Raw genomic sequence first — 23398 nt, 5'->3', positions numbered from 1 at the left:
ACACTACCCTTTATCGTTTGGATTGAGGGCCTCTGTCAACCGTTGTTGCACCTCAAGTTGCAGGGCATTATTAAGACCGCGCCGGTCCGCCGTGGCGATTATGAATAAATCTTCTACTCGCTCGCCAATGGTTGTAATTCGGGCTCCGTGAAGCGAAATTCCCAGATCGGCAAAAATTTGCCCGACCCGTGCCAGCAGGCCAGGCTGGTCGAGGGCGATAAGTTCCATAAACGATTTTCTGTCGGTATGCGTAGGCAGAAAATTCACCTCGGTCTCTACGGTAAAGTGGCGCAGTTTCGCGGGCTGACGACGCGGCTGCGGCGGTTGCCAGCTGCGCTGGGTGATAGCCTGCTCCAGCCCAAAGCGGATCGCTTCATGACGATCCGGCGATAGCGGGCTGCCGTCCGGCTCCAGAACGATAAAGGTATCCATCGCCATCCCGTCGCGGGTCGTAAAGATCTGCGCGTCGTGGACGCTCAGGTTGCGTCGGTCCAGCTCCGCACAGACGGCGGCAAACAGGTAAGGGCGGTCCGGGCTCCAGATAAAAATTTCGGTGCCGCCGCGCGTCGCCTGCGGACTGAGCAGGATCAGCGGGTGACTGAGATCGTGCTGCATCAGATGACGCGCATGCCAGGCGAGCTGGTTTGGGCTGTGACGCACGAAGTAGTTCGCGCGACAGCGGGACCAAATCTGATGCAGCGATTCCTCATCAATATTATCCATGCGCAACAGGGCCAGCGCCTGAAGCTGATGGTGGCGCACCCGTTCACGCATGTCCGGCGTATTCTGCATGCCGCGGCGCAGCTGTTTTTCGGTGGCGAAGTACAACTCGCGCAGCAGGCTCTGCTTCCAGCTATTCCACAGCGTTTCGTTGGTGGCGCAGATATCGGCGACGGTCAGGCAGACGAGGAAGCGCAGGCGGTTTTCCGTCTGCACCTCTTCAGCAAACTGCTTGATGACTTCCGGATCCTGAATATCACGGCGCTGGGCCGTGACCGACATCAGCAGATGATGGCGCACCAGCCAGGCGACCAGCTGCGTCTCCCGGGAATTCAGCCCGTGCAGTTCGGCAAAAGTCAGTACGTCCTGCGCCCCGAGCACCGAGTGATCGCCGCCACGGCCTTTGGCGATATCGTGGAAAAGGGCGGCAATCAGGATCAACTCCGGATGGCTCAGGCGTGGCCAGAGATCGACGCACAGTGGATGGCGCTGGCGCGTCTCTTCCTGGGCAAAGCTTTCCAGTTTTAGCATCACGCGGATGGTGTGCTCATCAACAGTGTAGGCGTGGAACAGATCGAACTGCATCTGCCCGACAATATGCGACCACTGCGGCATATAGGCCCACAGTACGCTGTGGCGGTGCATCGGCAGCAGGCCGCGGCTCACCGCGCCGGGATGGCGCAGCATACTCAAAAACAGCGCGCGCGCTTCGGGGATGTAGCACAGCGGCTGTTTCAGATGGCGGCGGGCATGGCGCAAATGGCGCAGCGTCGTGGAATAGATTCCGGTGATCGTACTGTTGCGCACCATGGTGTAAAACATGCGCAGGATCGCTTCCGGCTCGCGGATAAACAGCGTTTCATCGCGCAAATCAATTAGCGTGCCGCGTAGCTGGAATTCATCGTCAATCGGCCGCGGTTTTTCGTCGGCGGGCAGGGCGAGGATCGCCTCATCAAACAGTTGCAGCAGCATGTGGTTCAGTTCACCGACCCGACGAGTGACGCGGAAAAAATCCTTCATCATCCGTTCAACCGGCTCGTTGCCTTCGCCATCGTAATTCAGGCGTTGGGCGACGCTAAGCTGCCGATCAAACAGCAGGCGGTTGTCATAACGCGTCACCACTAAATGCAGGGCAAAGCGGATGCGCCACAGGATATGCAGGCATTCGTTAAGTTCCGCACGCTCAGCGGAGGTTAAAAAACCGAAGCCGACCATCTCGTCGAGCGAGGTCGCGCCAAAATGGCGGCGGGCGACCCATTGTAAGGTGTGAATATCGCGCAGGCCGCCGGGACTGCTTTTGATATCCGGCTCCAGATTATAGCTGGTGCCGTGGTAGCGCTGGTGGCGAACGTTCTGTTCCTCCACCTTGGCGGCGAAAAACTTCTCCGAGGGCCAGAAGCCTTCGCTGAAGATGTGTTTTTGCAGTTCGAGAAACAGGGCTACGTCGCCGATCAGCAGGCGCGTTTCAATCAGGTTGGTGGCGACGGTGAGATCGGAAAGTCCTTCCAGCAAACACTCTTCCAGCGTGCGCACGCTGTGCCCCACCTCCAGCTTGACGTCCCATAACAGGGTCAGCAGTTCACCGACTTTCTGCGCATGATCGTCCGACAGTTTTTTGCGGCTTAAAATTAGCAGGTCGATATCGGAAAGGGGATGCAGTTCACCCCGACCGTAGCCGCCGACTGCCACCAGCGCGACGTCGCCAATTTGCCCGAAGCCGTAGTGCAGCCATAGCCGCTGCAAAAGCTGATCGATAAATTCGGTGCGCGCGTCGATCAGTTGCTCAGCGGAAATGCCGCTGTCAAAGGCCGTGCCGAGCCAGTGCTGGAAGCGATCGATACGGGATTTGATTTCTGCGCACACCAGCATCTCTTCCGGCCAGGCACCCGGATGTTCAGGCTGATCGGGCAGGGTGGGAAGGGCCGTATTCGCGTACTGTTCAGGTAAGGTGTAACTCATCGTCGCGCCACCTATAAGAAAAAATGATGACCATTAAAAAAGCCGGCGTTTGCCGGCTTTGTCTTATTCGTCGTGCGAGAGTATCGCCGGGATGGTGTCATCCTTACGCAGCGTCAGAATTTCGCAGCCGTTCTCGGTCACCACAATAGTATGCTCGTACTGCGCAGACAAGCTCCGGTCTTTGGTTTTTACCGTCCAGCCGTCTTTCATGCTGCGGATCTCTTTTTTACCAGCGTTGACCATCGGTTCGATGGTGAAGGTCATGCCCGGCTGGAGCACGACGTCAGTCTCTCTGGAGTCATAATGCAGTACCTGCGGTTCCTCATGGAAGCCGCGGCCGATGCCGTGCCCGCAGTATTCGCGTACCACGGAGAAGCCTTCCGCTTCGACAAATTTCTGGATTGCCGCGCCAATCTCACGCAGGTTAATGCCCGGCTTCACCATCTTCAGCGCCAGATACAGACTTTGCTGGGTAACGCGGCACAGACGCTCGCCAAGGATAGTCGGCTTACCAACGATAAACATCTTCGAGGTATCACCGTGAAACTCATCTTTAATCACCGTGACATCAATGTTAACGACGTCGCCATCTTTTAACAGTTTGCCGTCGTCCGGGATGCCGTGACAGACCACTTCATTAATTGAGATGCAGACGGATTTCGGGAAGCCGTGGTAGTTGAGACAGGCCGATACCGCTTTCTGCTCATTGACGATGTAATCGTTGCAAATACGATCCAGCTCGCCGGTGCTGACGCCCGGTTTAACGTAGGGTTCAATCATTTCCAGCACCTCGGCGGCCAGGCGGCCTGCGACGCGCATTTTTTCGATGTCTTCAGATGTCTTGATAGAGATAGCCATGGATGGTGTCCAGTAGCGTCGAAAATTTCGACAATAATTGTGTATTAGTGATGTCAATGTTAACAGCGTGAGGCATAGCCTGCCAAATTGAGAATGATTAAGCGCACTCGTCGCCAACAACTGTTGGAGTCCGCAGCGGATTTATGGTATAAAGCGCGCCGGACTTCCGTTCCATTTGCAATACACAGAATGGACGGAAGCGACAAATCTCACTTTGTGTAACAACACACACGTATCGGCACATATTCCGGGGTGCCCTTTGGGGTCGGTAATATGGGATGCGTGGAGGCTTAACCCCAAACTTTATATAGAGGTTTTAAATCATGGCAACTGTTTCCATGCGCGACATGCTCAAAGCTGGTGTTCACTTCGGTCACCAGACCCGTTACTGGAACCCGAAAATGAAGCCTTTCATCTTCGGCGCACGTAACAAAGTTCACATCATCAACCTTGAGCAGACTGTACCGATGTTCAACGACGCTCTGGCTGAACTGAACAAGATCGCCTCTCGTAAAGGTAAAATCCTTTTCGTTGGTACTAAACGCGCTGCAAGCGAAGCGGTGAAAGATGCTGCTAACAGCTGCGACCAGTTCTTCGTGAACCATCGCTGGTTGGGCGGTATGCTGACTAACTGGAAAACCGTTCGTCAGTCCATCAAACGTCTGAAAGATCTGGAAACTCAGTCTCAGGACGGCACTTTCGAGAAGCTGACCAAGAAAGAAGCGCTGATGCGCACCCGTGAGCTGGACAAACTGGAAAACAGCCTGGGCGGTATCAAAGACATGGGCGGTCTGCCGGACGCTCTGTTCGTTATCGATGCTGACCACGAGCACATTGCTATCAAAGAAGCAAACAACCTGGGTATCCCGGTATTTGCTATCGTTGATACCAACTCCGATCCGGACGGCGTTGACTTCGTTATCCCGGGTAACGACGATGCAATCCGCGCTGTTACCCTGTACCTGAGCGCTGTTGCGACCACCGTTCGCGAAGGCCGTTCTCAGGATCTGGCTTCCCAGGCGGAAGAAAGCTTCGTAGAAGCTGAGTAATAAGGAAAGCTCTTTCGAGCCCTTATAAACCAGGTAGTATCACGTTTGGTTAGGGGGCCTGTTAATGGCCCCCTTTTTCACTTTTAAATCTGTTCGGTCTGTGGCCGGGCAGATATCATCTCCCGAGGATTTTAGAATGGCTGAAATTACCGCATCCCTGGTAAAAGAGCTGCGCGAGCGTACCGGCGCAGGCATGATGGATTGCAAAAAAGCGCTGACCGAAGCGAACGGCGACATCGAGCTGGCAATCGAAAACATGCGTAAATCTGGCGCGATCAAAGCGGCGAAAAAAGCGGGCAACGTTGCTGCTGACGGCGTGATCATCACTAAGATCGACGGCAACTACGGCATCATTCTGGAAGTTAACTGCCAGACTGACTTCGTAGCAAAAGATTCTGGTTTCCAGGCATTTGCTAACAAAGTTCTGGACGCTGCTGTTGCTGGCAAAATCACTGACGTTGAAGTGCTGAAGGCACAGTTCGAAGAAGAACGTGTGGCTCTGGTCGCTAAAATCGGTGAAAACATCAACATTCGCCGCGTAGCATCTCTGGAAGGCAACGTTCTGGGTTCATACCAGCACGGTGCGCGCATCGGCGTTCTGGTTGCGGCAACTGGCGCTGACGAAGAGCTGGTTAAGCATCTGGCAATGCACATTGCTGCGAGCAAGCCGGAATTCGTTAAGCCGGAAGACGTATCTGCTGACGTGGTAGAAAAAGAGTTCCAGGTACAGCTGGACATCGCCATGCAGTCTGGCAAGCCGAAAGAGATCGCAGAGAAAATGGTTGAAGGCCGTATGAAGAAATTCACCGGCGAAGTGTCTCTGACCGGTCAGCCTTTCGTTATGGAACCGAGCAAAACGGTTGGTCAGCTGCTGAAAGAGCACAACGCTGACGTAACGGGTTTCATCCGCTTTGAAGTGGGTGAAGGCATCGAAAAAGTTGAGTCTGACTTCGCAGCAGAAGTTGCTGCCATGTCCAAGCAGTCTTAATTTTTACAAGCAGCCGCCTGAGGGCGGCTTCTTTTTGCACCCGTCTTGTAAAATCAGCCAAACCCTATAGGGATAGCGCTGAAATGCGACGTACAATGTCGCCAGAATTCATTCATTTCACTCGTTGACAGTCTCAGGAAAGAAACATGGCTACCAATGCAAAACCCGTCTATAAACGTATTCTGCTCAAGCTAAGTGGCGAAGCGCTACAGGGTTCGGAAGGCTTCGGTATTGACGCAAGCATACTTGATCGTATGGCTCAGGAAATCAAAGAACTGGTTGAACTGGGTATTCAGGTTGGGGTGGTGATTGGTGGCGGTAACCTGTTCCGTGGGGCGGGTCTGGCGAAAGCGGGGATGAACCGCGTTGTGGGCGACCACATGGGCATGCTGGCGACGGTGATGAACGGCCTCGCGATGCGTGACGCGCTCCATCGCGCCTATGTGAACGCCCGCCTGATGTCAGCGATTCCGTTGAATGGCGTGTGTGACAATTACAGCTGGGCGGAGGCGATTAGCCTGCTGCGCAACAACCGCGTGGTGATCCTGGCCGCCGGTACTGGTAACCCGTTCTTCACCACCGATTCCGCTGCCTGCCTGCGCGGTATTGAAATTGAAGCTGACGTGGTGCTGAAAGCAACGAAAGTGGACGGCGTATTTACCGCCGATCCGGCAACCGATCCGACGGCGACAATGTACGATCAGTTGTCCTATAACGAAGTGCTGGATAAAGAGCTGAAAGTGATGGATCTGGCTGCGTTCACGCTGGCCCGCGACCATAAACTGCCGATTCGTGTCTTCAACATGAACAAACCTGGCGCACTGCGCCGCGTGGTCATGGGCGAAAAAGAAGGCACATTGATCACGGAATAATTTCCGTTGAGGCCAAATCCGGGTAAGATTCCGCTTTAATTACGCAGGCCGCTTACCCGGTGGCATATTATAAACAGGACTATACTTAGCATACCGCGCCTGGCGGAGTGCTACCGTCTGGTCTGTCTGAGACAAGTTTTCAAGGATTCGTAACGTGATTAGCGATATCAGAAAAGATGCTGAAGTGCGCATGGATAAATGCGTTGAAGCGTTCAAAAACCAAATCAGCAAAATTCGTACTGGCCGCGCTTCCCCAAGCCTGCTGGACGGCATCATTGTTGAATATTATGGTGCGCCAACCCCGCTGCGTCAGCTGGCCAGCGTCACCGTGGAAGACTCCCGCACGCTGAAAATCAACGTCTTCGACCGTAGCCTGAGCGCCGCCGTTGAAAAAGCGATCATGGCCTCCGATCTTGGTCTGAACCCAAGCTCTGCTGGCAGCGACATCCGTGTTCCACTGCCAGCGCTGACCGAAGAACGTCGTCGCGATCTGACCAAAATCGTCCGTGGTGAAGCTGAGCAGGCGCGTGTGGCCGTGCGTAACGTACGCCGTGACGCTAACGATAAAGTGAAAGCGCTGCTAAAAGACAAAGAAATCAGTGAAGATGATGACCGTCGTTCTCAGGACGACGTGCAGAAAATGACCGATGCCGCGATCAAGAAAGTGGATGCGGCGCTGGCAGAAAAAGAAGCGGAACTGATGCAGTTCTAATCTGCCGTAATAATCTGAACGCCGTACAGAAGGCCTGAGAAGGCTTTGCTGGCGGCGTTTTGCTTTTTGTCTTACCTCTCTCTGGACGCCTCATGAAGCAAATAACCGTTCTGGGTTCGACCGGTTCTATCGGATGCAGCACGCTTGACGTGGTTCGCCACAATCCTGATCTCTTCTCTGTTACCGCCCTGGTCGCGGGTAAAAACGTTGAGCGTATGGCCCAGCAGTGCCTGGAGTTCTCTCCTCGTTACGCCGTGATGGACGATGCGCAAAGCGCGCGGACGTTAAAAGCGACGTTAAGCGAGCATGGCAGCCGTACCGAGGTGTTGAGCGGTCAGCAGGCAGCCAGTGATATGGCCGCGCTGGACGAGGTCGATCAGGTGATGGCCGCGATAGTCGGTGCTGCCGGGCTGGTGCCTACGCTTGCGGCAATTCGTGCGGGAAAAACGGTGCTGTTGGCGAATAAAGAGTCGCTGGTGACCTGTGGCCGCCTGTTTATGGACGCCGTACAGCAGAGTAAGGCACGATTATTGCCGGTAGATAGCGAACATAACGCCATTTTTCAGAGTTTACCGGAAACAATTCAACACAACCTGGGATACGCTGATCTTGAGGAGAATGGAGTTGCCTCTATTCTGCTTACTGGATCGGGTGGTCCATTTCGTGAGACGGCAATCGCAGAACTGGCGGCAATGACGCCGGATCAAGCCTGCCGTCATCCGAACTGGTCGATGGGGCGTAAAATCTCTGTCGATTCGGCCACCATGATGAATAAAGGTCTGGAATACATTGAAGCCCGCTGGTTGTTTAACGCCTCAGCGCAGCAGATGGAAGTCTTGATCCATCCGCAGTCGGTGATTCATTCGATGGTACGCTATCGTGATGGCAGCGTGCTGGCTCAGCTTGGCGAACCGGATATGCGCACGCCAATCGCGCATACGATGGGGTGGCCGGGACGCGTTGCCTCCGGTGTGAAGCCGCTGGATTTCTGCAAGCTGAGCCAGTTAACCTTCGCCGCGCCTGATTACGATCGCTATCCGTGCCTGAAACTGGCCATGGACGCGTTTGAGCAGGGGCAGGCGTTAACAACGGCGCTGAATGCCGCGAATGAAATCGTGGTGGCGGCGTTTTTAGCCTCGCAGATCCGCTTTACGGACATTGCAGCCCTGAATCTGGCGGTACTGGAACAGGTCGACGCGCAAGAGCCGCAAAGCATTGAGGATGTGCTGGCCGTTGACGCCAGGGCGCGTGAGATTGCACACCGACAGGTTGCGCGTCTCGCCAGTTGACGATAATCCACGCAGGCATCGCTGTGGTATTTGTTAGCGCTGTGCTTCAGTGATATAGTCTGCGCCACCTGATTGCATAAAATTAATCATTTGTAATCACGTGAGCCGTGGTGAAACACGGCTTTTTTACGAGAAAGCGTCACTATTCCGGAGCATCGCTAATCCCTTTTCATGGACTAAAAACGCGTTATGTTGTCTGCTAATCAACCAATCGGCGAAAGTTTGCCTGCGCATGGCTGCCGCCACGTTGCGATAATCATGGATGGGAATGGTCGCTGGGCGAAGAGACAGGGCAAGATCCGTGCCTTCGGACACAAGGCCGGGGCAAAATCAGTCCGGCGTGCGGTCTCTTTTGCGGCGAATAACGGCATAGATGCGTTGACACTCTACGCTTTCAGTAGTGAAAACTGGAATCGTCCGGCGCAGGAAGTGAGTGCATTGATGGAGTTGTTTGTGTGGGCGCTGGATAGCGAAGTCAAAAGCCTGCACCGCCATAATGTCCGTTTACGTATCATCGGCGATATCAATGGTTTTAACTCACGTTTGCAGGATCGGATCCATAAAGCTGAAGCGTTGACCGAGAAAAATACCGGACTGACGCTCAATATTGCGGCTAATTATGGTGGACGCTGGGATATTATTCAGGGAGTGCAGCAACTTGCCGCGCAGGTTCAGGAAGGGCTTCTCCGACCCGATCAAATTAATGAAGAGATGCTAAATCAGCAAATCTGCATGCATGAACTGGCTCCTGTAGATTTAGTAATTAGGACGGGGGGAGAGCATCGCATCAGTAACTTTTTGCTTTGGCAAATTGCGTATGCCGAGCTTTACTTTACGGATGTTCTCTGGCCTGATTTCGATGAACAAGACTTTGAAGGTGCGCTGCATGCCTTTGCCAATCGAGAGCGTCGCTTCGGCGGCACGGAGCCCGGTGTTGACAACGCCTGATGGGGGTCGCTTTTGCTGAAGTATCGCCTGATTTCTGCTTTTGTATTAATTCCCATCGTCATTGCGGCGCTGTTTTTATTGCCCCCAATGGGCTTTGGCATTGTGACGCTGGTCGTTTGTATGTTGGCCGCGTGGGAGTGGGGCCAGCTAAGCGGCTTTACTTCCAGAACCCAGCGCGTCTGGCTGGCCGTGCTCTGTGGCCTGCTGCTGGCGTTAATGCTGTTTATGCTGCCGGAGTACCACAATAATCTCCATCAGCCAGTGATTGAGATCTCACTGTGGGCCTCGCTTGCCTGGTGGATTGTGGCACTGGTGCTGGTGCTGTTCTACCCGGCCTCGGCCGCGATGTGGCGAAACTCAAAAACATTACGCCTGATTTTTGGTTTGCTCACTATTATTCCTTTTTTCTGGGGTATGGTGGTGCTGCGCGCCTGGCATTACACTATCAGTCCCTATAGCGGCGCGCTGTGGCTGCTGTATGTTATGATCCTCGTCTGGGGCGCGGATTCCGGTGCTTACATGTTTGGTAAACTGTTCGGCAAACATAAGCTGGCACCGAAGGTTTCTCCGGGAAAAACCTGGCAGGGCTTTATTGGCGGGCTATTTACGGCAGCCATTATCTCCTGGGCCTACGGGCAATGGGCTAATCTGGACGTTGCGCCTGCCACGCTGCTTATTTGCTCAATTGTTGCCGCGCTGGCGTCTGTGCTGGGTGATCTAACGGAAAGTATGTTTAAGCGTGAAGCCGGGATCAAAGACAGTGGTCATTTGATTCCAGGACACGGTGGAATTCTGGATCGTATCGATAGCCTGACTGCGGCGGTACCGGTATTTGCCTGCCTGCTGTTGTTGGTCTTCAGGATGGTTTAACGGAAGGTTTTATGCTGAGCATTCTCTGGAATCTGGCCGCGTTCATCGTCGCGCTGGGTGTGCTGATCACCGTGCATGAATTTGGCCATTTCTGGGTTGCTCGCCGCTGTGGCGTTCGAGTTGAACGCTTTTCTATCGGTTTCGGCAAAGCGCTGTGGCGACGTACCGATCGCCATGGAACCGAATTCGTCATCGCCCTGATCCCGCTGGGCGGTTACGTCAAAATGCTGGATGAGCGCGTCGAGCCGGTTGCCCCGGAGATGCGCCACTACGCCTTCAATAACAAAACGGTTGGCCAGCGTGCGGCGGTTATTGCCGCTGGCCCCGTCGCAAACTTCATCTTTGCAATCTTTGCTTACTGGCTGGTATTTATTATCGGCGTGCCCGGTATTCGTCCGGTAATTGGTGAAATAACACCCAATTCGGTGGCGGCCGAAGCACAAATTGCACCAGGTACGGAACTTAAAGCCGTTGACGGTATCGAAACGCCTGACTGGGATGCTGTGCGTCTGGAGCTGGTAGCGAAAATCGGTGAAGAACAAACCACCGTCAGTGTTGCCCCGCCAGGCAGCGATAAACGACAGGATAAAGTTCTCGATTTACGTCACTGGCGTTTTGAACCGGACAAAGAGGATCCAATTGCTTCTTTGGGTATACGTCCGCGCGGCGCACAGATAGAATCAGTGCTGGCAGAAGTGCAGGCTAACTCTGCTGCTCAAAAAGCAGGTTTGCAAGCAGGCGACAGGATCGTTAAAGTCGGGGGGCAGCCGCTCACGCAGTGGTCGACTTTTGTCACACTGGTGCGCAACAATCCGGGTAAAGGGTTGGCACTTGAGATAGAAAGACAGGGGAGCCCCTTGTCATTGACCTTAATACCGGATACAAAACCCGGTAATAAGGCTGAAGGGTTTGCGGGAGTTGTACCCAGAGTTATCCCGCTCCCGGATGAGTACAAGACAGTACGCCAGTATGGACCATTCAGCGCCATCGCGCAGGCCACGGATAAAACGTGGCAACTGATGTCGCTGACGGTCAGGATGCTGGGAAAATTGATAACCGGTGACGTAAAACTGAACAACCTTAGTGGGCCGATTTCTATCGCTCAGGGGGCTGGGATGTCAGCGGAGTTTGGGTTGATTTACTATCTGATGTTCCTTGCGCTCATCAGTGTGAATCTGGGCATCATCAACCTGTTCCCGCTGCCCGTTCTTGACGGGGGTCATCTGCTCTTTTTGGCGATTGAAAAGCTAAAAGGCGCTCCGGTATCCGAGCGAGTTCAAGACTTTAGTTATCGCATTGGCTCGATTTTGCTGGTGTTGTTAATGGGGCTTGCACTTTTCAATGATTTCTCTCGGTTGTAAGAGAGAGTGTTAGGAAGAATGCATAATAACGATGGCGATGAAAAAGTTGCTCATAGCGTCGCTGCTGCTTAGCAGCGCGACCGTATACGGTGCTGACGGGTTCGTAGTGAAGGATATTCATTTCGAAGGCCTACAGCGAGTCGCCGTTGGTGCGGCCCTTCTCAGTATGCCAGTGCGCACAGGCGACACGGTTAATGATGAAGATATCAGTAATACCATTCGTGCTCTGTTTGCTACCGGCAACTTTGAGGATGTTCGCGTCCTGCGCGATGGCGATACGCTGCTGGTCCAGGTCAAAGAACGTCCGACTATTGCCAGTATCACTTTCTCCGGTAACAAATCGGTGAAAGATGACATGCTCAAGCAGAACCTTGAAGCATCTAACGTGCGTGTTGGCGAATCACTGGATCGTACCACCCTCTCCGACATCGAGAAGGGGCTGGAAGACTTCTACTACAGCGTGGGTAAATACAGCGCCAGCGTGAAGGCGGTCGTCACACCGCTGCCGCGTAACCGCGTTGACCTGAAGCTGGTTTTCCAGGAAGGCGTCTCGGCACAAATCCAACAGATTAACATTGTCGGCAACCATGCCTTCAGCACGGAAGAACTTATCTCGCACTTCCAGCTGCGTGATGAAGTGCCGTGGTGGAACGTGGTCGGCGATCGTAAATATCAGAAGCAGAAGCTGGCGGGCGACCTCGAAACCCTGCGCAGCTACTATCTCGACCGCGGTTATGCGCGCTTTAATATTGATTCTACTCAGGTCAGCCTGACGCCAGATAAAAAAGGCATCTACGTCACGGTGAACATCACCGAAGGCGATCAGTACAAGCTGCAAAGCGTAGAGGTGAGCGGTAATCTGGCAGGCCATTCTACCGACATTGAAAGGCTGACCAAAATTGAGCCGGGTGAACTCTACAACGGCACCAAAGTGACCAAAATGGAAGATGATATTAAAAAGCTTCTGGGTCGCTATGGTTACGCTTATCCGCGCGTTCAGTCGCAGCCGGAAATCAACGATGCAGATAAGACCGTTAAACTGCATGTCAACGTTGACGCCGGTAACCGTTACTACGTGCGTAAGATCCGCTTTGAAGGCAACGATACCTCGAAAGATGCCGTTCTGCGCCGTGAAATGCGCCAGATGGAAGGCGCGTGGCTGGGCAGCGATCTCGTCGATCAGGGTAAAGAGCGTCTGAACCGTCTGGGCTATTTTGAAACGGTTGATACCGATACCCAGCGCGTCCCTGGACGTCCGGATCAGGTTGACGTGGTCTATAAAGTCAAAGAGCGTAACACCGGTAGCTTTAACTTCGGTGTCGGTTACGGTACGGAAAGCGGCGTCAGCTTCCAGGCGGGCGTTCAGCAGGATAACTGGTTAGGTACCGGTTACTCTGTCGGCATCAACGGTACCAAAAACGACTACCAGACCTACACTGAACTTTCGGTTACCGATCCGTACTTCACCGTTGACGGTGTGAGCCTCGGCGGCCGCGTGTTCTATAACGACTTCGAAGCAGATGATGCGGATCTGTCCGGCTATACCAATAAAAGCTATGGTACGGATTTAACGCTCGGCTTCCCGGTTAACGAATACAACACGCTGCGTGCGGGCGTCGGCTATGTCCACAACTCCCTGTCCAATATGGAACCGCAGGTAGCAATGTGGCGTTATCTGAATTCAATGGGTGAAGATCCAAGTACGACGGATGAAGATAACAGCTTCAAGTCAGACGATTTCACCTTTAACTACGGCTGGACCTATAACAAACTGGACCGTGGCTTCTTCCCGACGGAAGGTACGCGTGTCAACCTGAACGGTAAAGTGACCATTCCAGGTTCTGATAACGAATACTACAAAGCGACGCTGGATACCGCGACCTATGTGCCGGTGGACGACGACCATAAGTGGGTGGTCCTGGGCCGTACGAAAGTGGGCTATGGTGATGGCTTTAGCGGTAAAGAAATGCCGTTCTATGAAAACTTCTATGCCGGTGGTTCCAGCACCGTACGTGGTTTCCAGTCCAACACTATCGGTCCGAAAGCGGTCTATTACCCGCATTCAGTTAATGACTACGACAGTGACAATGACTACGACTGCGCTGTTGAAAATGGCGCGACGGACATTTGTAAGTCCGATGATGCCGTAGGCGGTAACGCGATGGCGGTGGCGAGCCTGGAGTTCATCACCCCAACGCCGTTCATCAGCGAAAAATATGCGAATTCGGTCCGTACCTCGTTCTTCTGGGATGCGGGTACTGTCTGGGATACGAACTGGGATACCGGTTCTGCCCCATCAGACGTGCCGGACTATAGCGATCCGAGCAATATCCGTATGTCTGCGGGTATCGCATTACAATGGATGTCCCCATTGGGGCCGTTGGTTTTCTCCTACGCCCAGCCGTTTAAAAAGTACGATGGAGACAAGGCAGAGCAGTTCCAGTTTAACATTGGTAAAACCTGGTAATTGCGCCCGGCAAAGGAATGCAATTGCAGTGTAGCGCTGACATCAGTTGATCCCGCAGGGGATCTCTGGTCACGCAAAGAACGGTACCTGCGGGTACCAATGGGATGGTAAGGAGTTTATTGTGAAAAAGTGGTTATTAGCGGCAGGTCTTGGTTTAGCAATGGTTACCTCTGCTCAGGCAGCGGACAAAATCGCAGTTGTTAACATGGGTAGCCTCTTCCAGCAGGTAGCACAGAAAACTGGCGTCTCTAACTCTCTTGAAAATGAGTTTAAAGGCCGCGCGGCTGAGCTACAGAAAATGGAAGGCGACCTGCAAAGCAAAATGCAGCGTTTACAGTCTATGAAAGCGGGTTCTGAACGTACCAAGCTGGAAAAAGACGTCATGGCGCAGCGCCAGACCTTCGCTCAGAAAGCGCAGGCTTTTGAGAAAGATCGTGCGCAACGTTCTAACCAGGAACGCACCAAACTGGTTACTCGTATCCAGACTGCAGTGAAATCTGTAGCTAACAGCCAGAACATCGATCTGGTTGTCGACGCCAATACCGTTGCTTACAACAGCAGCGATGTTAAAGACATCACCGCTGATGTGCTGAAACAGGTTAAATAAGTAATGCCTTCAATTCGACTGGCTGACTTAGCACAGCAGTTGGATGCAGAGTTACACGGTGATGGCGATATCGTCATCACCGCTGTCGCGTCCATGCAATCTGCTCAAGCAGGTCATATCACTTTCATGGTAAATCCTAAGTACCGTGAACACCTGGCCGCCTGCCAGGCGTCCGCTGTCGTGATGACCCCTGACGATCTTCCTTTTGCCAGGAGCGCAGCGCTGGTAGTGAAAAACCCCTACCTGACCTATGCGCGGATGGCACAAATTCTTGATACCACCCCACAGCCTGCGCAGGATATCGCGCCGGGTGCGGTCATTGATCCTACGGCACGACTGGGCAACAACGTTTCTATCGGTGCAAATGCCGTGATTGAATCCGGTGTTGAACTGGGCGATAACGTGGTCATTGGCGCGGGTTGCTTCATCGGTAAAAAGACGAAAATCGGCGCGGGTACCCGGCTTTGGGCCAACGTTAGCATTTACCATGAGATTGAAATTGGCGCAAATTGCCTGATCCAGTCCAGTACGGTGATCGGATCCGATGGCTTCGGCTATGCGAACGATCGGGGTAACTGGGTGAAGATCCCGCAGTTAGGTCGGGTGATTATCGGCGATCGCGTTGAGATCGGCGCATGTACCACTATTGACCGCGGCGCGCTGGATGATACGATCATCGGCAACGGGGTTATCATTGATAATCAGTGCCAGATTGCACATAACGTTGTGATTGGCGACAATACCGCAGTTGCGGGCGGCGTTATCATGGCAGGCAGCCTGAAAATTGGCCGTTACTGCATGATTGGCGGTGCCAGCGTAATCAACGGGCATATGGAAATCTGCGATAAGGTGACGGTCACGGGAATGGGTATGGTCATGCGTCCCATTACTGAACCGGGCGTCTACTCATCCGGTATTCCGCTTCAGCCCAACAAGACATGGCGTAAAACCGCCGCTCTGGTGATGAATATTGATGATATGAGTAAGCGTCTCAAAGCTATTGAGCGCAAGGTCAATCAACAAGACTAAAACGTCACTCGATCGTGTCTGTACATTCCGGCCTGTTGGCATTCATCAGATTGCCACAGGCCGTGTTATTATTGCTGTTCATTATATTTAGACAGGAAGAGTATTTTGACTACTGACACTCATACTCTGCATATTGAAGAGATTCTTGAGCTTCTGCCGCACCGTTTTCCGTTTCTGCTGGTTGACCGCGTGCTGGATTTTGAAGAAGGTCGTTTTTTGCGCGCGGTGAAAAATGTCTCCGTTAACGAGCCATTTTTTCAGGGTCACTTCCCCGGTAAGCCGATTTTACCCGGCGTGCTGATTCTGGAAGCGATGGCTCAGGCTACCGGTATTCTGGCGTTTAAAAGCGTCGGCAAACTGGAGCCAGGCGAGCTGTACTATTTCGCAGGTATTGACGAAGCGCGTTTCAAGCGCCCGGTTGTGCCTGGCGATCAAATGATTATGGAAGTCACTTTCGAGAAAACCCGCCGTGGCCTGACCCGCTTTAAGGGCGTGGCGCTGGTTGACGGTAAAGTTGTTTGTGAAGCTACGATGATGTGTGCGCGTAGCCGGGAGGCCTGATACGTGATTGATAATACCGCCTTTGTTCATCCGACCGCCATTGTGGAAGAGGGTGCCGTCATCGGTGCCAACGCGCACATTGGCCCGTTTTGTATTGTGGGACCCAACGTCGAAATCGGCGAGGGTACCGTACTGAAATCCCATGTTGTCATTAACGGCCACACCAAAATCGGTCGCGACAACGAGATTTATCAGTTCGCTTCTATCGGCGAAGTTAACCAGGATCTTAAGTATGCTGGCGAACCGACGCAGGTAGAAATTGGCGATCGCAACCGCATCCGCGAAAGCGTCACCATTCATCGTGGCACAGTACAGGGCGGTGGAGTGACGAAGGTGGGCAGCGACAACCTGCTGATGATCAACGCGCACGTGGCGCATGATTGTACGGTGGGCAATCGCTGTATTCTTGCCAACAACGCCACGCTGGCAGGACACGTATCGCTGGACGATTTCGTCATTATCGGTGGCATGACCGCTGTCCATCAGTTCTGCATCATTGGCGAACACGTGATGGTCGGTGGCTGCTCCGGTGTGGCGCAGGACGTTCCGCCGTTTGTGATTGCGCAGGGCAACCACGCCACGCCGTTCGGGGTCAACATCGAAGGGCTGAAGCGCCGTGGGTTTAGCCGGGAAGCGATTACCGCTATCCGTAATGCCTACAAACTGCTTTACCGCAGTGGAAAAACGCTGGAAGAAGCAAAACCAGAAATCGCCGAGCTGGCCGGAAAATATCCGGAAGTGAAAGCCTTTACGGACTTCTTCGAGCGTTCGACGCGCGGTCTGATCCGTTAATGGCAGAGCAACGCCCGTTAACGATTGCCCTGGTCGCCGGAGAAACCTCCGGCGATATTCTTGGTGCCGGTCTTATTCGGGCGCTCAAAGCCCGCGTGCCTGACGCGCGCTTTGTTGGCGTCGCAGGCCCGCGTATGCAGGCTGAAGGCTGTGAAGCCTGGTACGAGATGGAAGAGCTGGCAGTGATGGGCATTGTCGAAGTGCTGGGGCGTTTGCGTCGCTTACTGCATATTCGTGCCGATTTAACTCGTCGATTTACTGACCTCAAACCGGATGTGTTTGTGGGTATTGATGCGCCTGACTTCAACATTACTCTTGAAGGTAATCTCAAAAAGCAGGGTATCAAAACGATTCATTACGTCAGTCCGTCCGTCTGGGCGTGGCGACAGAAACGCGTTTTCAAAATTGGCAGATCCACCAATATGGTGCTGGCTTTTCTGCCTTTCGAAAAAGCGTTTTATGACCGATTTAATGTACCGTGCCGCTTTATCGGGCATACCATGGCGGATGCGATGCCGCTGGATCCGGATAAAAATGCGGCGCGCGATGTGCTGGGCCTCCCGCATGATGCCCACTGCCTCGCCTTATTGCCTGGCAGTCGCGGCGCAGAAGTGGAAATGCTCAGCGCTGATTTCCTGAAAACCGCGCAGATTTTACGCCAGACCTATCCCGATCTTGAGGTGGTGGTGCCGCTGGTAAATGCCAAACGTCGCGAGCAGTTTGAGCGTATTAAAGCGGACGTTGCCCCCGAGCTTTCCGTTCACCTGCTGGATGGCATGGCACGGGAAGCGATGGTCGCCAGCGATGCTGCGCTACTGGCGTCCGGTACGGCGGCGCTGGAGTGTATGCTGGCGAAATGCCCGATGGTGGTGGGATACCGGATGAAACCCTTCACCTTCTGGCTGGCGAAACGACTGGTCAAAACCGATTACGTGTCGCTGCCCAATTTGCTGGCAGGCAGAGAATTAGTCAAAGAGCTATTACAGGAAGAGTGCGAACCGCAAAAACTTGCCGACGCGCTGTTACCGTTGCTGGCAAACGGCAAAACCAGCCATGTTATGCATGACACTTTCCGCGAACTGCATCAGCAGATCCGCTGCAATGCCGATGAGCAGGCAGCCGACGCGGTACTGGAGTTAGTCCCATGATAGAGTTTGTTTATCCGCACACGCATCTGGTTGCGGGTGTGGATGAAGTTGGTCGCGGCCCGTTGGTCGGCGCGGTGGTCACTGCCGCCGTGATCCTTGATCCGGCGCGCCCGATTGTCGGTCTTAATGACTCAAAAAAATTATCTGAAAAACGTCGCCTGGCGCTGTTTGATGAGATCACCGAAAAAGCATTATGCTGGAGTCTCGGACGCGCCGAGCCAAACGAAATCGACGAGCTAAATATTTTACATGCCACGATGCTGGCGATGCAGCGTGCCGTTGCCGGGTTAAGTGTGGTACCGGAATATGTGCTGATTGATGGAAATCGCTGTCCGGCGCTGGCCATGCCCTCATTAGCGGTGGTGAAAGGCGACAGTCGGGTGGCGGAGATCAGCGCGGCCTCTATCATTGCTAAAGTGACGCGTGATGCTGAAATGGCGGCGCTGGATCTGACTTTTCCTCAATATGGCTTTGCGCAGCATAAAGGCTACCCGACCGCTTTTCACCTTGAGAAGCTGGCGGAGCACGGCGCGACAGAGCATCACCGGCGTAGCTTTGCGCCGGTTAAACGCGCGCTGGGCCTGGTGTCCTGATTCTTGTGACGTAATTTAATCAACCGGAATCTCTCTATAGATGGCTGAACCACGTTTCGTCCACCTGCGGGTGCACAGCGACTATTCCATGATCGACGGGCTGGCAAAAGTCGGGCCGCTGGTGAAAAAGGCGGCCTCGTCAGGCATGCCTGCGCTGGCGATCACCGATTTTATGAACCTGTGCGGTCTGGTGAAGTTCTACGGAACGGCGCACGGTGCCGGGATCAAGCCTATCGTTGGTGCCGATCTTCATGTGCAGAGCGAACTGCTGGCCGATGAAATGACCCAGCTGACGGTGCTGGCGATGAACAATGTTGGCTATCAAAATCTGACGCTGTTAATTTCCCGGGCCTATCAGCGCGGCTATGGTCCGCTCGGTCCGTGCATCGATCGCGACTGGCTGGTGGAATTAAACGAGGGGCTGATCCTGCTTTCCGGCGGGCGACTGGGCGACGTGGGCCGCAGCGTAATGCGCGGTAATAACGTACTGGTCGATCAGTGCCTCTCTTTTTATGAAGAGCATTTCCCGGATCGCTTTTATCTTGAACTGATCCGCACCGGCAGACAGGACGAAGAAAACTACCTGCATGCCGCCATCAAACTGGCTGAAGAGCGTGGTTTGCCGGTGGTGGCGACCAATGATGTGCGTTTTATTAACACAGATGATTTCGACGCCCACGAAATTCGCGTTGCCATCCACGACGGCTTTACCCTGGACGATCCGAAACGGCCGCGTAATTACTCGACGCAGCAGTATATGCGTAGCGAAGAAGAGATGTGCGAGCTGTTCGCCGACATCCCGGAGGCGCTGCAAAACAGCGTGGAGATCGCCAAACGCTGTAACGTCACCGTCCGTCTCGGCGAATATTTCCTGCCGCAGTTCCCCACCGGAGACATGACCACTGAAGATTTCCTCGTCGTTAAGTCGAAAGAGGGGCTGGAAGAGCGTCTGGCGTTTCTGTTCCCGGACGAGACCGTGCGTAAAGAGAAGCGGCCACCTTATGATGAGCGTCTGGATACTGAACTCCAGGTCATCAACCAGATGGGGTTCCCCGGCTACTTCCTGATCGTCATGGAATTCATCCAGTGGTCGAAAGATAACGGCGTGCCGGTTGGTCCGGGCCGTGGTTCCGGCGCGGGATCGCTTGTAGCCTATGCGCTGAAAATCACCGACCTCGATCCGCTGGAGTTTGACCTGCTGTTCGAACGTTTCCTTAACCCGGAACGTGTTTCTATGCCCGACTTTGACGTCGACTTTTGCATGGAAAAACGCGATCTGGTTATCGATCACGTCGCGGAAATGTATGGTCGCGATGCGGTATCGCAGATTATTACGTTCGGTACGATGGCGGCGAAAGCTGTTATCCGCGATGTGGGCCGCGTGCTTGGGCATCCGTACGGCTTTGTGGACAGGATCTCCAAACTGGTTCCTCCCGATCCGGGCATGACGCTGGCGAAAGCGTTCGAAGCCGAGCCGCAGTTACCGGAAATCTACGAGGCTGACGAAGAAGTTAAAGCGCTGATCGACATGGCGCGTAAACTGGAAGGTGTCACCCGTAACGCCGGTAAACACGCGGGTGGTGTAGTGATATCCCCCACCAAAATTACCGATTTCGCCCCGCTCTATTGCGATGAGGAAGGGCGGCATCCGGTCACCCAGTTTGATAAGAACGACGTAGAGTATGCCGGGCTGGTGAAGTTTGACTTCCTCGGTTTGCGTACGCTCACCATCATTAACTGGGCGCTGGAGATGATCAACAAGCGCCGGGCGAAACACGGTGAGCCGCCGCTGGATATCGCGGCCATTCCGCTGGAAGATAAAAAAAGTTTCGACATGCTGCAACGCTCGGAGACCACCGCGGTTTTCCAGCTTGAATCGCGCGGCATGAAAGACCTGATTAAACGCCTGCAACCTGACTGCTTCGAGGACATGATCGCGCTGGTGGCGCTGTTCCGTCCGGGCCCGCTGCAATCGGGGATGGTAGATAACTTTATTGACCGTAAGCACGGGCGCGAAGAGATCTCCTATCCGGATGTGCAGTGGCAGCACGAGTGCCTGAAGCCAGTGCTGGAGCCGACCTACGGCATCATCCTGTATCAGGAACAGGTAATGCAGATTGCCCAGGAGCTTTCCGGCTATACCCTCGGCGGCGCGGATATGCTGCGTCGTGCGATGGGTAAGAAAAAGCCGGAAGAGATGGCCAAGCAGCGCGGCACCTTCGAAGAGGGCGCGAAGAGTCGCGGCGTCGACGGCGAGCTGGCGATGAAAATCTTCGACCTGGTGGAGAAATTCGCCGGGTACGGCTTTAACAAATCGCATTCCGCCGCCTATGCGCTGGTGTCTTATCAGACGCTGTGGCTGAAAGCACACTATCCGGCCGAGTTTATGGCGGCGGTGATGACCGCGGACATGGATAACACTGAGAAAGTCGTCGGGCTGGTCGATGAGTGCTGGCGGATGGGGCTAAAAATCCTGCCGCCGGATATTAACTCCGGGCTGTATCATTTCCACGTCAACGATGACGGGGAAATCGTGTATGGTATTGGCGCGATCAAAGGCGTGGGCGAAGGCCCGATTGAAGCTATCATTGAAGCGCGTAATAACGGCGGCTATTTCCGCGAGTTGTTCGATCTCTGCGCCCGCACCGATACCAAAAAACTGAATCGCCGGGTGCTGGAAAAACTGATCATGTCCGGGGCGTTCGACCGTCTTGGGCCACATCGCGCGGCGCTGATGAATTCGCTTGGCGATGCACTCAAGGCCGCCGATCAGCACGCAAAGGCGGAAGCGATTGGTCAGGCAGATATGTTTGGCGTTCTGGCGGAGGAGCCAGAGCAGATCGAGCAATCATACGCCAACTGTCAGCCCTGGGCGGAACATACGGTACTGGAAGGCGAGCGGGAAACGTTAGGGTTATACCTGACGGGGCATCCGATTAACCGGTATCTGAAAGAAATTGAGCGTTATGTCGGCGGCCTGAGGCTAAAAGACATGCATCCAACCGAACGTGGTAAAATGACCACGGCGGCGGGGCTCGTCATTGCTTCGCGGGTTATGGTCACCAAGCGCGGCAATCGCATCGGCATCTGTACGCTGGATGACCGTTCCGGGCGGCTGGAGGTGATGTTATTCACCGAAGCGCTGGAAAAATACCAGCATTTGCTGGAAAACGACCGCATACTTATCGTCAGCGGACAGGTCAGCTTTGATGACTTCAGCGGCGGGCTTAAAATGATGGCCCGTGAAGTGATGGACATTGACGAAGCTCGCGAAAAATATGCTCGCGGGCTTGCTATCTCGCTGACGGACAGGCAAATTGATGACCAGCTTTTAAACCGACTCCGTCAGTCTCTGGAACCCCATCGCTCGGGGACCATTCCAGTACATCTCTACTATCAGAGGACGGATGCGCGTGCGCGACTGCGCTTTGGCGCAACGTGGCGCGTCTCTCCGAGCGATCGTTTACTTAACGATCTCCGTGGCCTCATTGGTTCGGAGCAGGTGGAACTGGAGTTTGACTAATACAGGAATACTATGAGTCTGAATTTCCTAGATTTTGAACAGCCGATTGCAGAGCTGGAAGCGAAAATCGATTCTCTGACTGCGGTTGGCCGTCAGGATGAGAAACTGGATATTAACATCGACGAAGAGGTGCATCGTCTGCGCGAAAAAAGCGTAGAGCTGACGCGCAAAATCTTTGCCGATCTCGGCGCATGGCAGGTAGCCCAACTGGCGCGTCATCCGCTGCGCCCCTACACCCTGGATTATGTCCGCCTGGCATTTGATGAATTCGATGAGCTGGCAGGGGATCGCGCTTACGCTGATGATAAAGCTATCGTTGGCGGCATTGCGCGTCTGGATGGACGTCCGGTGATGATCATTGGTCATCAAAAAGGGCGTGAGACCAAAGAGAAAATCCGCCGTAACTTCGGTATGCCCGCACCAGAAGGCTATCGTAAAGCGCTGCGTTTGATGGAAATGGCCGAGCGTTTCAATATGCCGATCATTACCTTTATCGACACCCCGGGTGCCTATCCTGGCGTCGGCGCGGAAGAGCGCGGCCAGTCGGAAGCGATTGCCCGTAACCTGCGTGAAATGTCGCGTTTACGCGTGCCGGTTATCTGTACCGTTATTGGTGAAGGTGGCTCCGGCGGCGCGCTGGCGATTGGCGTGGGTGATAAAGTGAATATGCTGCAATACAGCACCTATTCCGTTATCTCGCCGGAAGGCTGTGCATCTATTCTGTGGAAAAGCGCCGATAAAGCGCCGCTGGCCGCTGATGCGATGGGTATCATCGCGCCGCGTTTGAAAGAGTTAAAACTCATCGACTCTATCATCCCGGAACCGCTGGGTGGCGCGCACCGTAATCCGGAAGCCATCGCCGCATCACTGAAAGCACAACTGCTGGAAGATCTGGCTGACCTTGATGTGCTGGGCAAAGACGATCTGCTCAACCGTCGTTATCATCGCCTGATGAGCTACGGTTACGCCTGATTTTTTGATGACGTTATCGCTGAAGGCCGGGATTTTCCCGGCCTTTTTTATTGCTAAAAAATGAGATTGTGATGAGACCA

At 53.9% G+C, this 23398-nt stretch carries 19 protein-coding genes; 17 read left to right on the top strand and 2 right to left on the bottom strand.

Annotation, left to right across the window (positions count from 1 at the left end; all coding sequences use genetic code 11):
* Positions 1–3 precede the first annotated feature (3 nt).
* A complete protein-coding gene (gene glnD / locus INT84_RS17005) occupies positions 4–2679 on the bottom strand; it encodes a bifunctional uridylyltransferase/uridylyl-removing protein GlnD (RefSeq protein WP_194207751.1) in 2676 nt (891 codons plus the stop codon).
* A 63-nt stretch (positions 2680–2742) separates the two neighbouring features.
* Complete coding sequence (gene map, locus INT84_RS17000; protein WP_176919763.1) at positions 2743–3537, bottom strand: type I methionyl aminopeptidase; 795 nt, start codon at positions 3535–3537, stop codon at positions 2743–2745.
* A gap of 323 nt (positions 3538–3860) precedes the next feature.
* Between map and rpsB the strand changes: the two genes are divergently transcribed.
* From rpsB to accA, 17 genes are all read left to right on the top strand, one after another.
* Complete coding sequence (gene rpsB / locus INT84_RS16995; RefSeq protein WP_103678247.1) at positions 3861–4586, top strand: 30S ribosomal protein S2; 726 nt, start codon at positions 3861–3863, stop codon at positions 4584–4586.
* A 136-nt stretch (positions 4587–4722) separates the two neighbouring features.
* Complete coding sequence (gene tsf, locus INT84_RS16990; RefSeq protein WP_176919762.1) at positions 4723–5574, top strand: translation elongation factor Ts; 852 nt, start codon at positions 4723–4725, stop codon at positions 5572–5574.
* 146 nt (positions 5575–5720) lie between these two features.
* Positions 5721–6446, top strand: coding sequence for a UMP kinase (gene pyrH / locus INT84_RS16985; RefSeq protein ID WP_176919761.1), 726 nt, complete (start codon positions 5721–5723; stop codon positions 6444–6446).
* A 154-nt stretch (positions 6447–6600) separates the two neighbouring features.
* On the top strand, positions 6601–7158 hold the full coding sequence (gene frr / locus INT84_RS16980) for a ribosome recycling factor (RefSeq protein WP_176919760.1): 558 nt from the start codon (positions 6601–6603) through the stop codon (positions 7156–7158).
* Positions 7159–7250: 92 nt separating this feature from the next.
* Entirely contained in the window at positions 7251–8447 is a 1197-nt protein-coding gene (gene ispC / locus INT84_RS16975) for a 1-deoxy-D-xylulose-5-phosphate reductoisomerase (protein ID WP_194207750.1), read from the top strand.
* Between the two features lie 189 nt (positions 8448–8636).
* A complete protein-coding gene (gene ispU, locus INT84_RS16970) occupies positions 8637–9395 on the top strand; it encodes a (2E,6E)-farnesyl-diphosphate-specific ditrans,polycis-undecaprenyl-diphosphate synthase (RefSeq protein ID WP_176919758.1) in 759 nt (252 codons plus the stop codon).
* Positions 9396–9407: 12 nt separating this feature from the next.
* Complete coding sequence (cdsA, locus tag INT84_RS16965; RefSeq protein ID WP_194207749.1) at positions 9408–10265, top strand: phosphatidate cytidylyltransferase; 858 nt, start codon at positions 9408–9410, stop codon at positions 10263–10265.
* An 11-nt stretch (positions 10266–10276) separates the two neighbouring features.
* Complete coding sequence (gene rseP / locus INT84_RS16960; RefSeq protein WP_194207748.1) at positions 10277–11626, top strand: sigma E protease regulator RseP; 1350 nt, start codon at positions 10277–10279, stop codon at positions 11624–11626.
* A 31-nt stretch (positions 11627–11657) separates the two neighbouring features.
* Entirely contained in the window at positions 11658–14093 is a 2436-nt protein-coding gene (bamA, locus tag INT84_RS16955) for an outer membrane protein assembly factor BamA (RefSeq protein ID WP_194207747.1), read from the top strand.
* Between the two features lie 121 nt (positions 14094–14214).
* Positions 14215–14700 (top strand): molecular chaperone Skp, encoded by a 486-nt coding sequence (gene skp / locus INT84_RS16950; protein WP_176919754.1) that lies wholly within the window; start codon positions 14215–14217, stop codon positions 14698–14700.
* 3 nt (positions 14701–14703) lie between these two features.
* Positions 14704–15729, top strand: a complete 1026-nt coding sequence (gene lpxD, locus INT84_RS16945; RefSeq protein WP_194207746.1) for a UDP-3-O-(3-hydroxymyristoyl)glucosamine N-acyltransferase — start codon at positions 14704–14706, stop codon at positions 15727–15729.
* 105 nt (positions 15730–15834) lie between these two features.
* Positions 15835–16290: a 3-hydroxyacyl-ACP dehydratase FabZ gene (gene fabZ / locus INT84_RS16940; protein ID WP_049842007.1), complete on the top strand. Its 456-nt coding sequence runs from the start codon at positions 15835–15837 to the stop codon at positions 16288–16290.
* Between the two features lie 3 nt (positions 16291–16293).
* Positions 16294–17082: an acyl-ACP--UDP-N-acetylglucosamine O-acyltransferase gene (gene lpxA, locus INT84_RS16935; protein WP_194207745.1), complete on the top strand. Its 789-nt coding sequence runs from the start codon at positions 16294–16296 to the stop codon at positions 17080–17082.
* On the top strand, positions 17082–18230 hold the full coding sequence (lpxB, locus tag INT84_RS16930) for a lipid-A-disaccharide synthase (protein ID WP_194207744.1): 1149 nt from the start codon (positions 17082–17084) through the stop codon (positions 18228–18230). Before lpxA ends, lpxB begins: the two co-directional genes overlap by 1 nt.
* A complete protein-coding gene (gene rnhB / locus INT84_RS16925; RefSeq protein WP_176919750.1) occupies positions 18227–18823 on the top strand; it encodes a ribonuclease HII in 597 nt (198 codons plus the stop codon). The genes lpxB and rnhB overlap by 4 nt, the downstream gene beginning before the upstream one ends.
* 40 nt (positions 18824–18863) lie before the next feature.
* Entirely contained in the window at positions 18864–22346 is a 3483-nt protein-coding gene (dnaE, locus tag INT84_RS16920) for a DNA polymerase III subunit alpha (RefSeq protein WP_194207743.1), read from the top strand.
* Positions 22347–22358: 12 nt separating this feature from the next.
* Positions 22359–23318 (top strand): acetyl-CoA carboxylase carboxyl transferase subunit alpha, encoded by a 960-nt coding sequence (accA, locus tag INT84_RS16915; protein ID WP_176919748.1) that lies wholly within the window; start codon positions 22359–22361, stop codon positions 23316–23318.
* Positions 23319–23398: the final 80 nt, after the last annotated feature.

This window comes from Superficieibacter sp. 1612_C1 (assembly GCF_015234305.1).
GTDB lineage: Bacteria > Pseudomonadota > Gammaproteobacteria > Enterobacterales > Enterobacteriaceae > Superficieibacter.
This window is presented reverse-complemented; position numbering and strand designations above follow the sequence as displayed.

What these genes read in the sequence shown, in the direction of transcription:
- glnD (WP_194207751.1), bottom strand. Translation starts at nt 2,679, where the DNA reads ATGAGTTACACCTTACCTGAACAGTACGCGAATACGGCCCTTCCCACC.
- map (WP_176919763.1), bottom strand. Translation starts at nt 3,537, where the DNA reads ATGGCTATCTCTATCAAGACATCTGAAGACATCGAAAAAATGCGCGTC.
- rpsB (WP_103678247.1), top strand. Translation starts at nt 3,861, where the DNA reads ATGGCAACTGTTTCCATGCGCGACATGCTCAAAGCTGGTGTTCACTTC.
- tsf (WP_176919762.1), top strand. Translation starts at nt 4,723, where the DNA reads ATGGCTGAAATTACCGCATCCCTGGTAAAAGAGCTGCGCGAGCGTACC.
- pyrH (WP_176919761.1), top strand. Translation starts at nt 5,721, where the DNA reads ATGGCTACCAATGCAAAACCCGTCTATAAACGTATTCTGCTCAAGCTA.
- ispC (WP_194207750.1), top strand. Translation starts at nt 7,251, where the DNA reads ATGAAGCAAATAACCGTTCTGGGTTCGACCGGTTCTATCGGATGCAGC.
- ispU (WP_176919758.1), top strand. Translation starts at nt 8,637, where the DNA reads ATGTTGTCTGCTAATCAACCAATCGGCGAAAGTTTGCCTGCGCATGGC.
- rseP (WP_194207748.1), top strand. Translation starts at nt 10,277, where the DNA reads ATGCTGAGCATTCTCTGGAATCTGGCCGCGTTCATCGTCGCGCTGGGT.
- bamA (WP_194207747.1), top strand. Translation starts at nt 11,658, where the DNA reads ATGGCGATGAAAAAGTTGCTCATAGCGTCGCTGCTGCTTAGCAGCGCG.
- lpxD (WP_194207746.1), top strand. Translation starts at nt 14,704, where the DNA reads ATGCCTTCAATTCGACTGGCTGACTTAGCACAGCAGTTGGATGCAGAG.
- lpxB (WP_194207744.1), top strand. Translation starts at nt 17,082, where the DNA reads ATGGCAGAGCAACGCCCGTTAACGATTGCCCTGGTCGCCGGAGAAACC.
- rnhB (WP_176919750.1), top strand. Translation starts at nt 18,227, where the DNA reads ATGATAGAGTTTGTTTATCCGCACACGCATCTGGTTGCGGGTGTGGAT.
- dnaE (WP_194207743.1), top strand. Translation starts at nt 18,864, where the DNA reads ATGGCTGAACCACGTTTCGTCCACCTGCGGGTGCACAGCGACTATTCC.
- accA (WP_176919748.1), top strand. Translation starts at nt 22,359, where the DNA reads ATGAGTCTGAATTTCCTAGATTTTGAACAGCCGATTGCAGAGCTGGAA.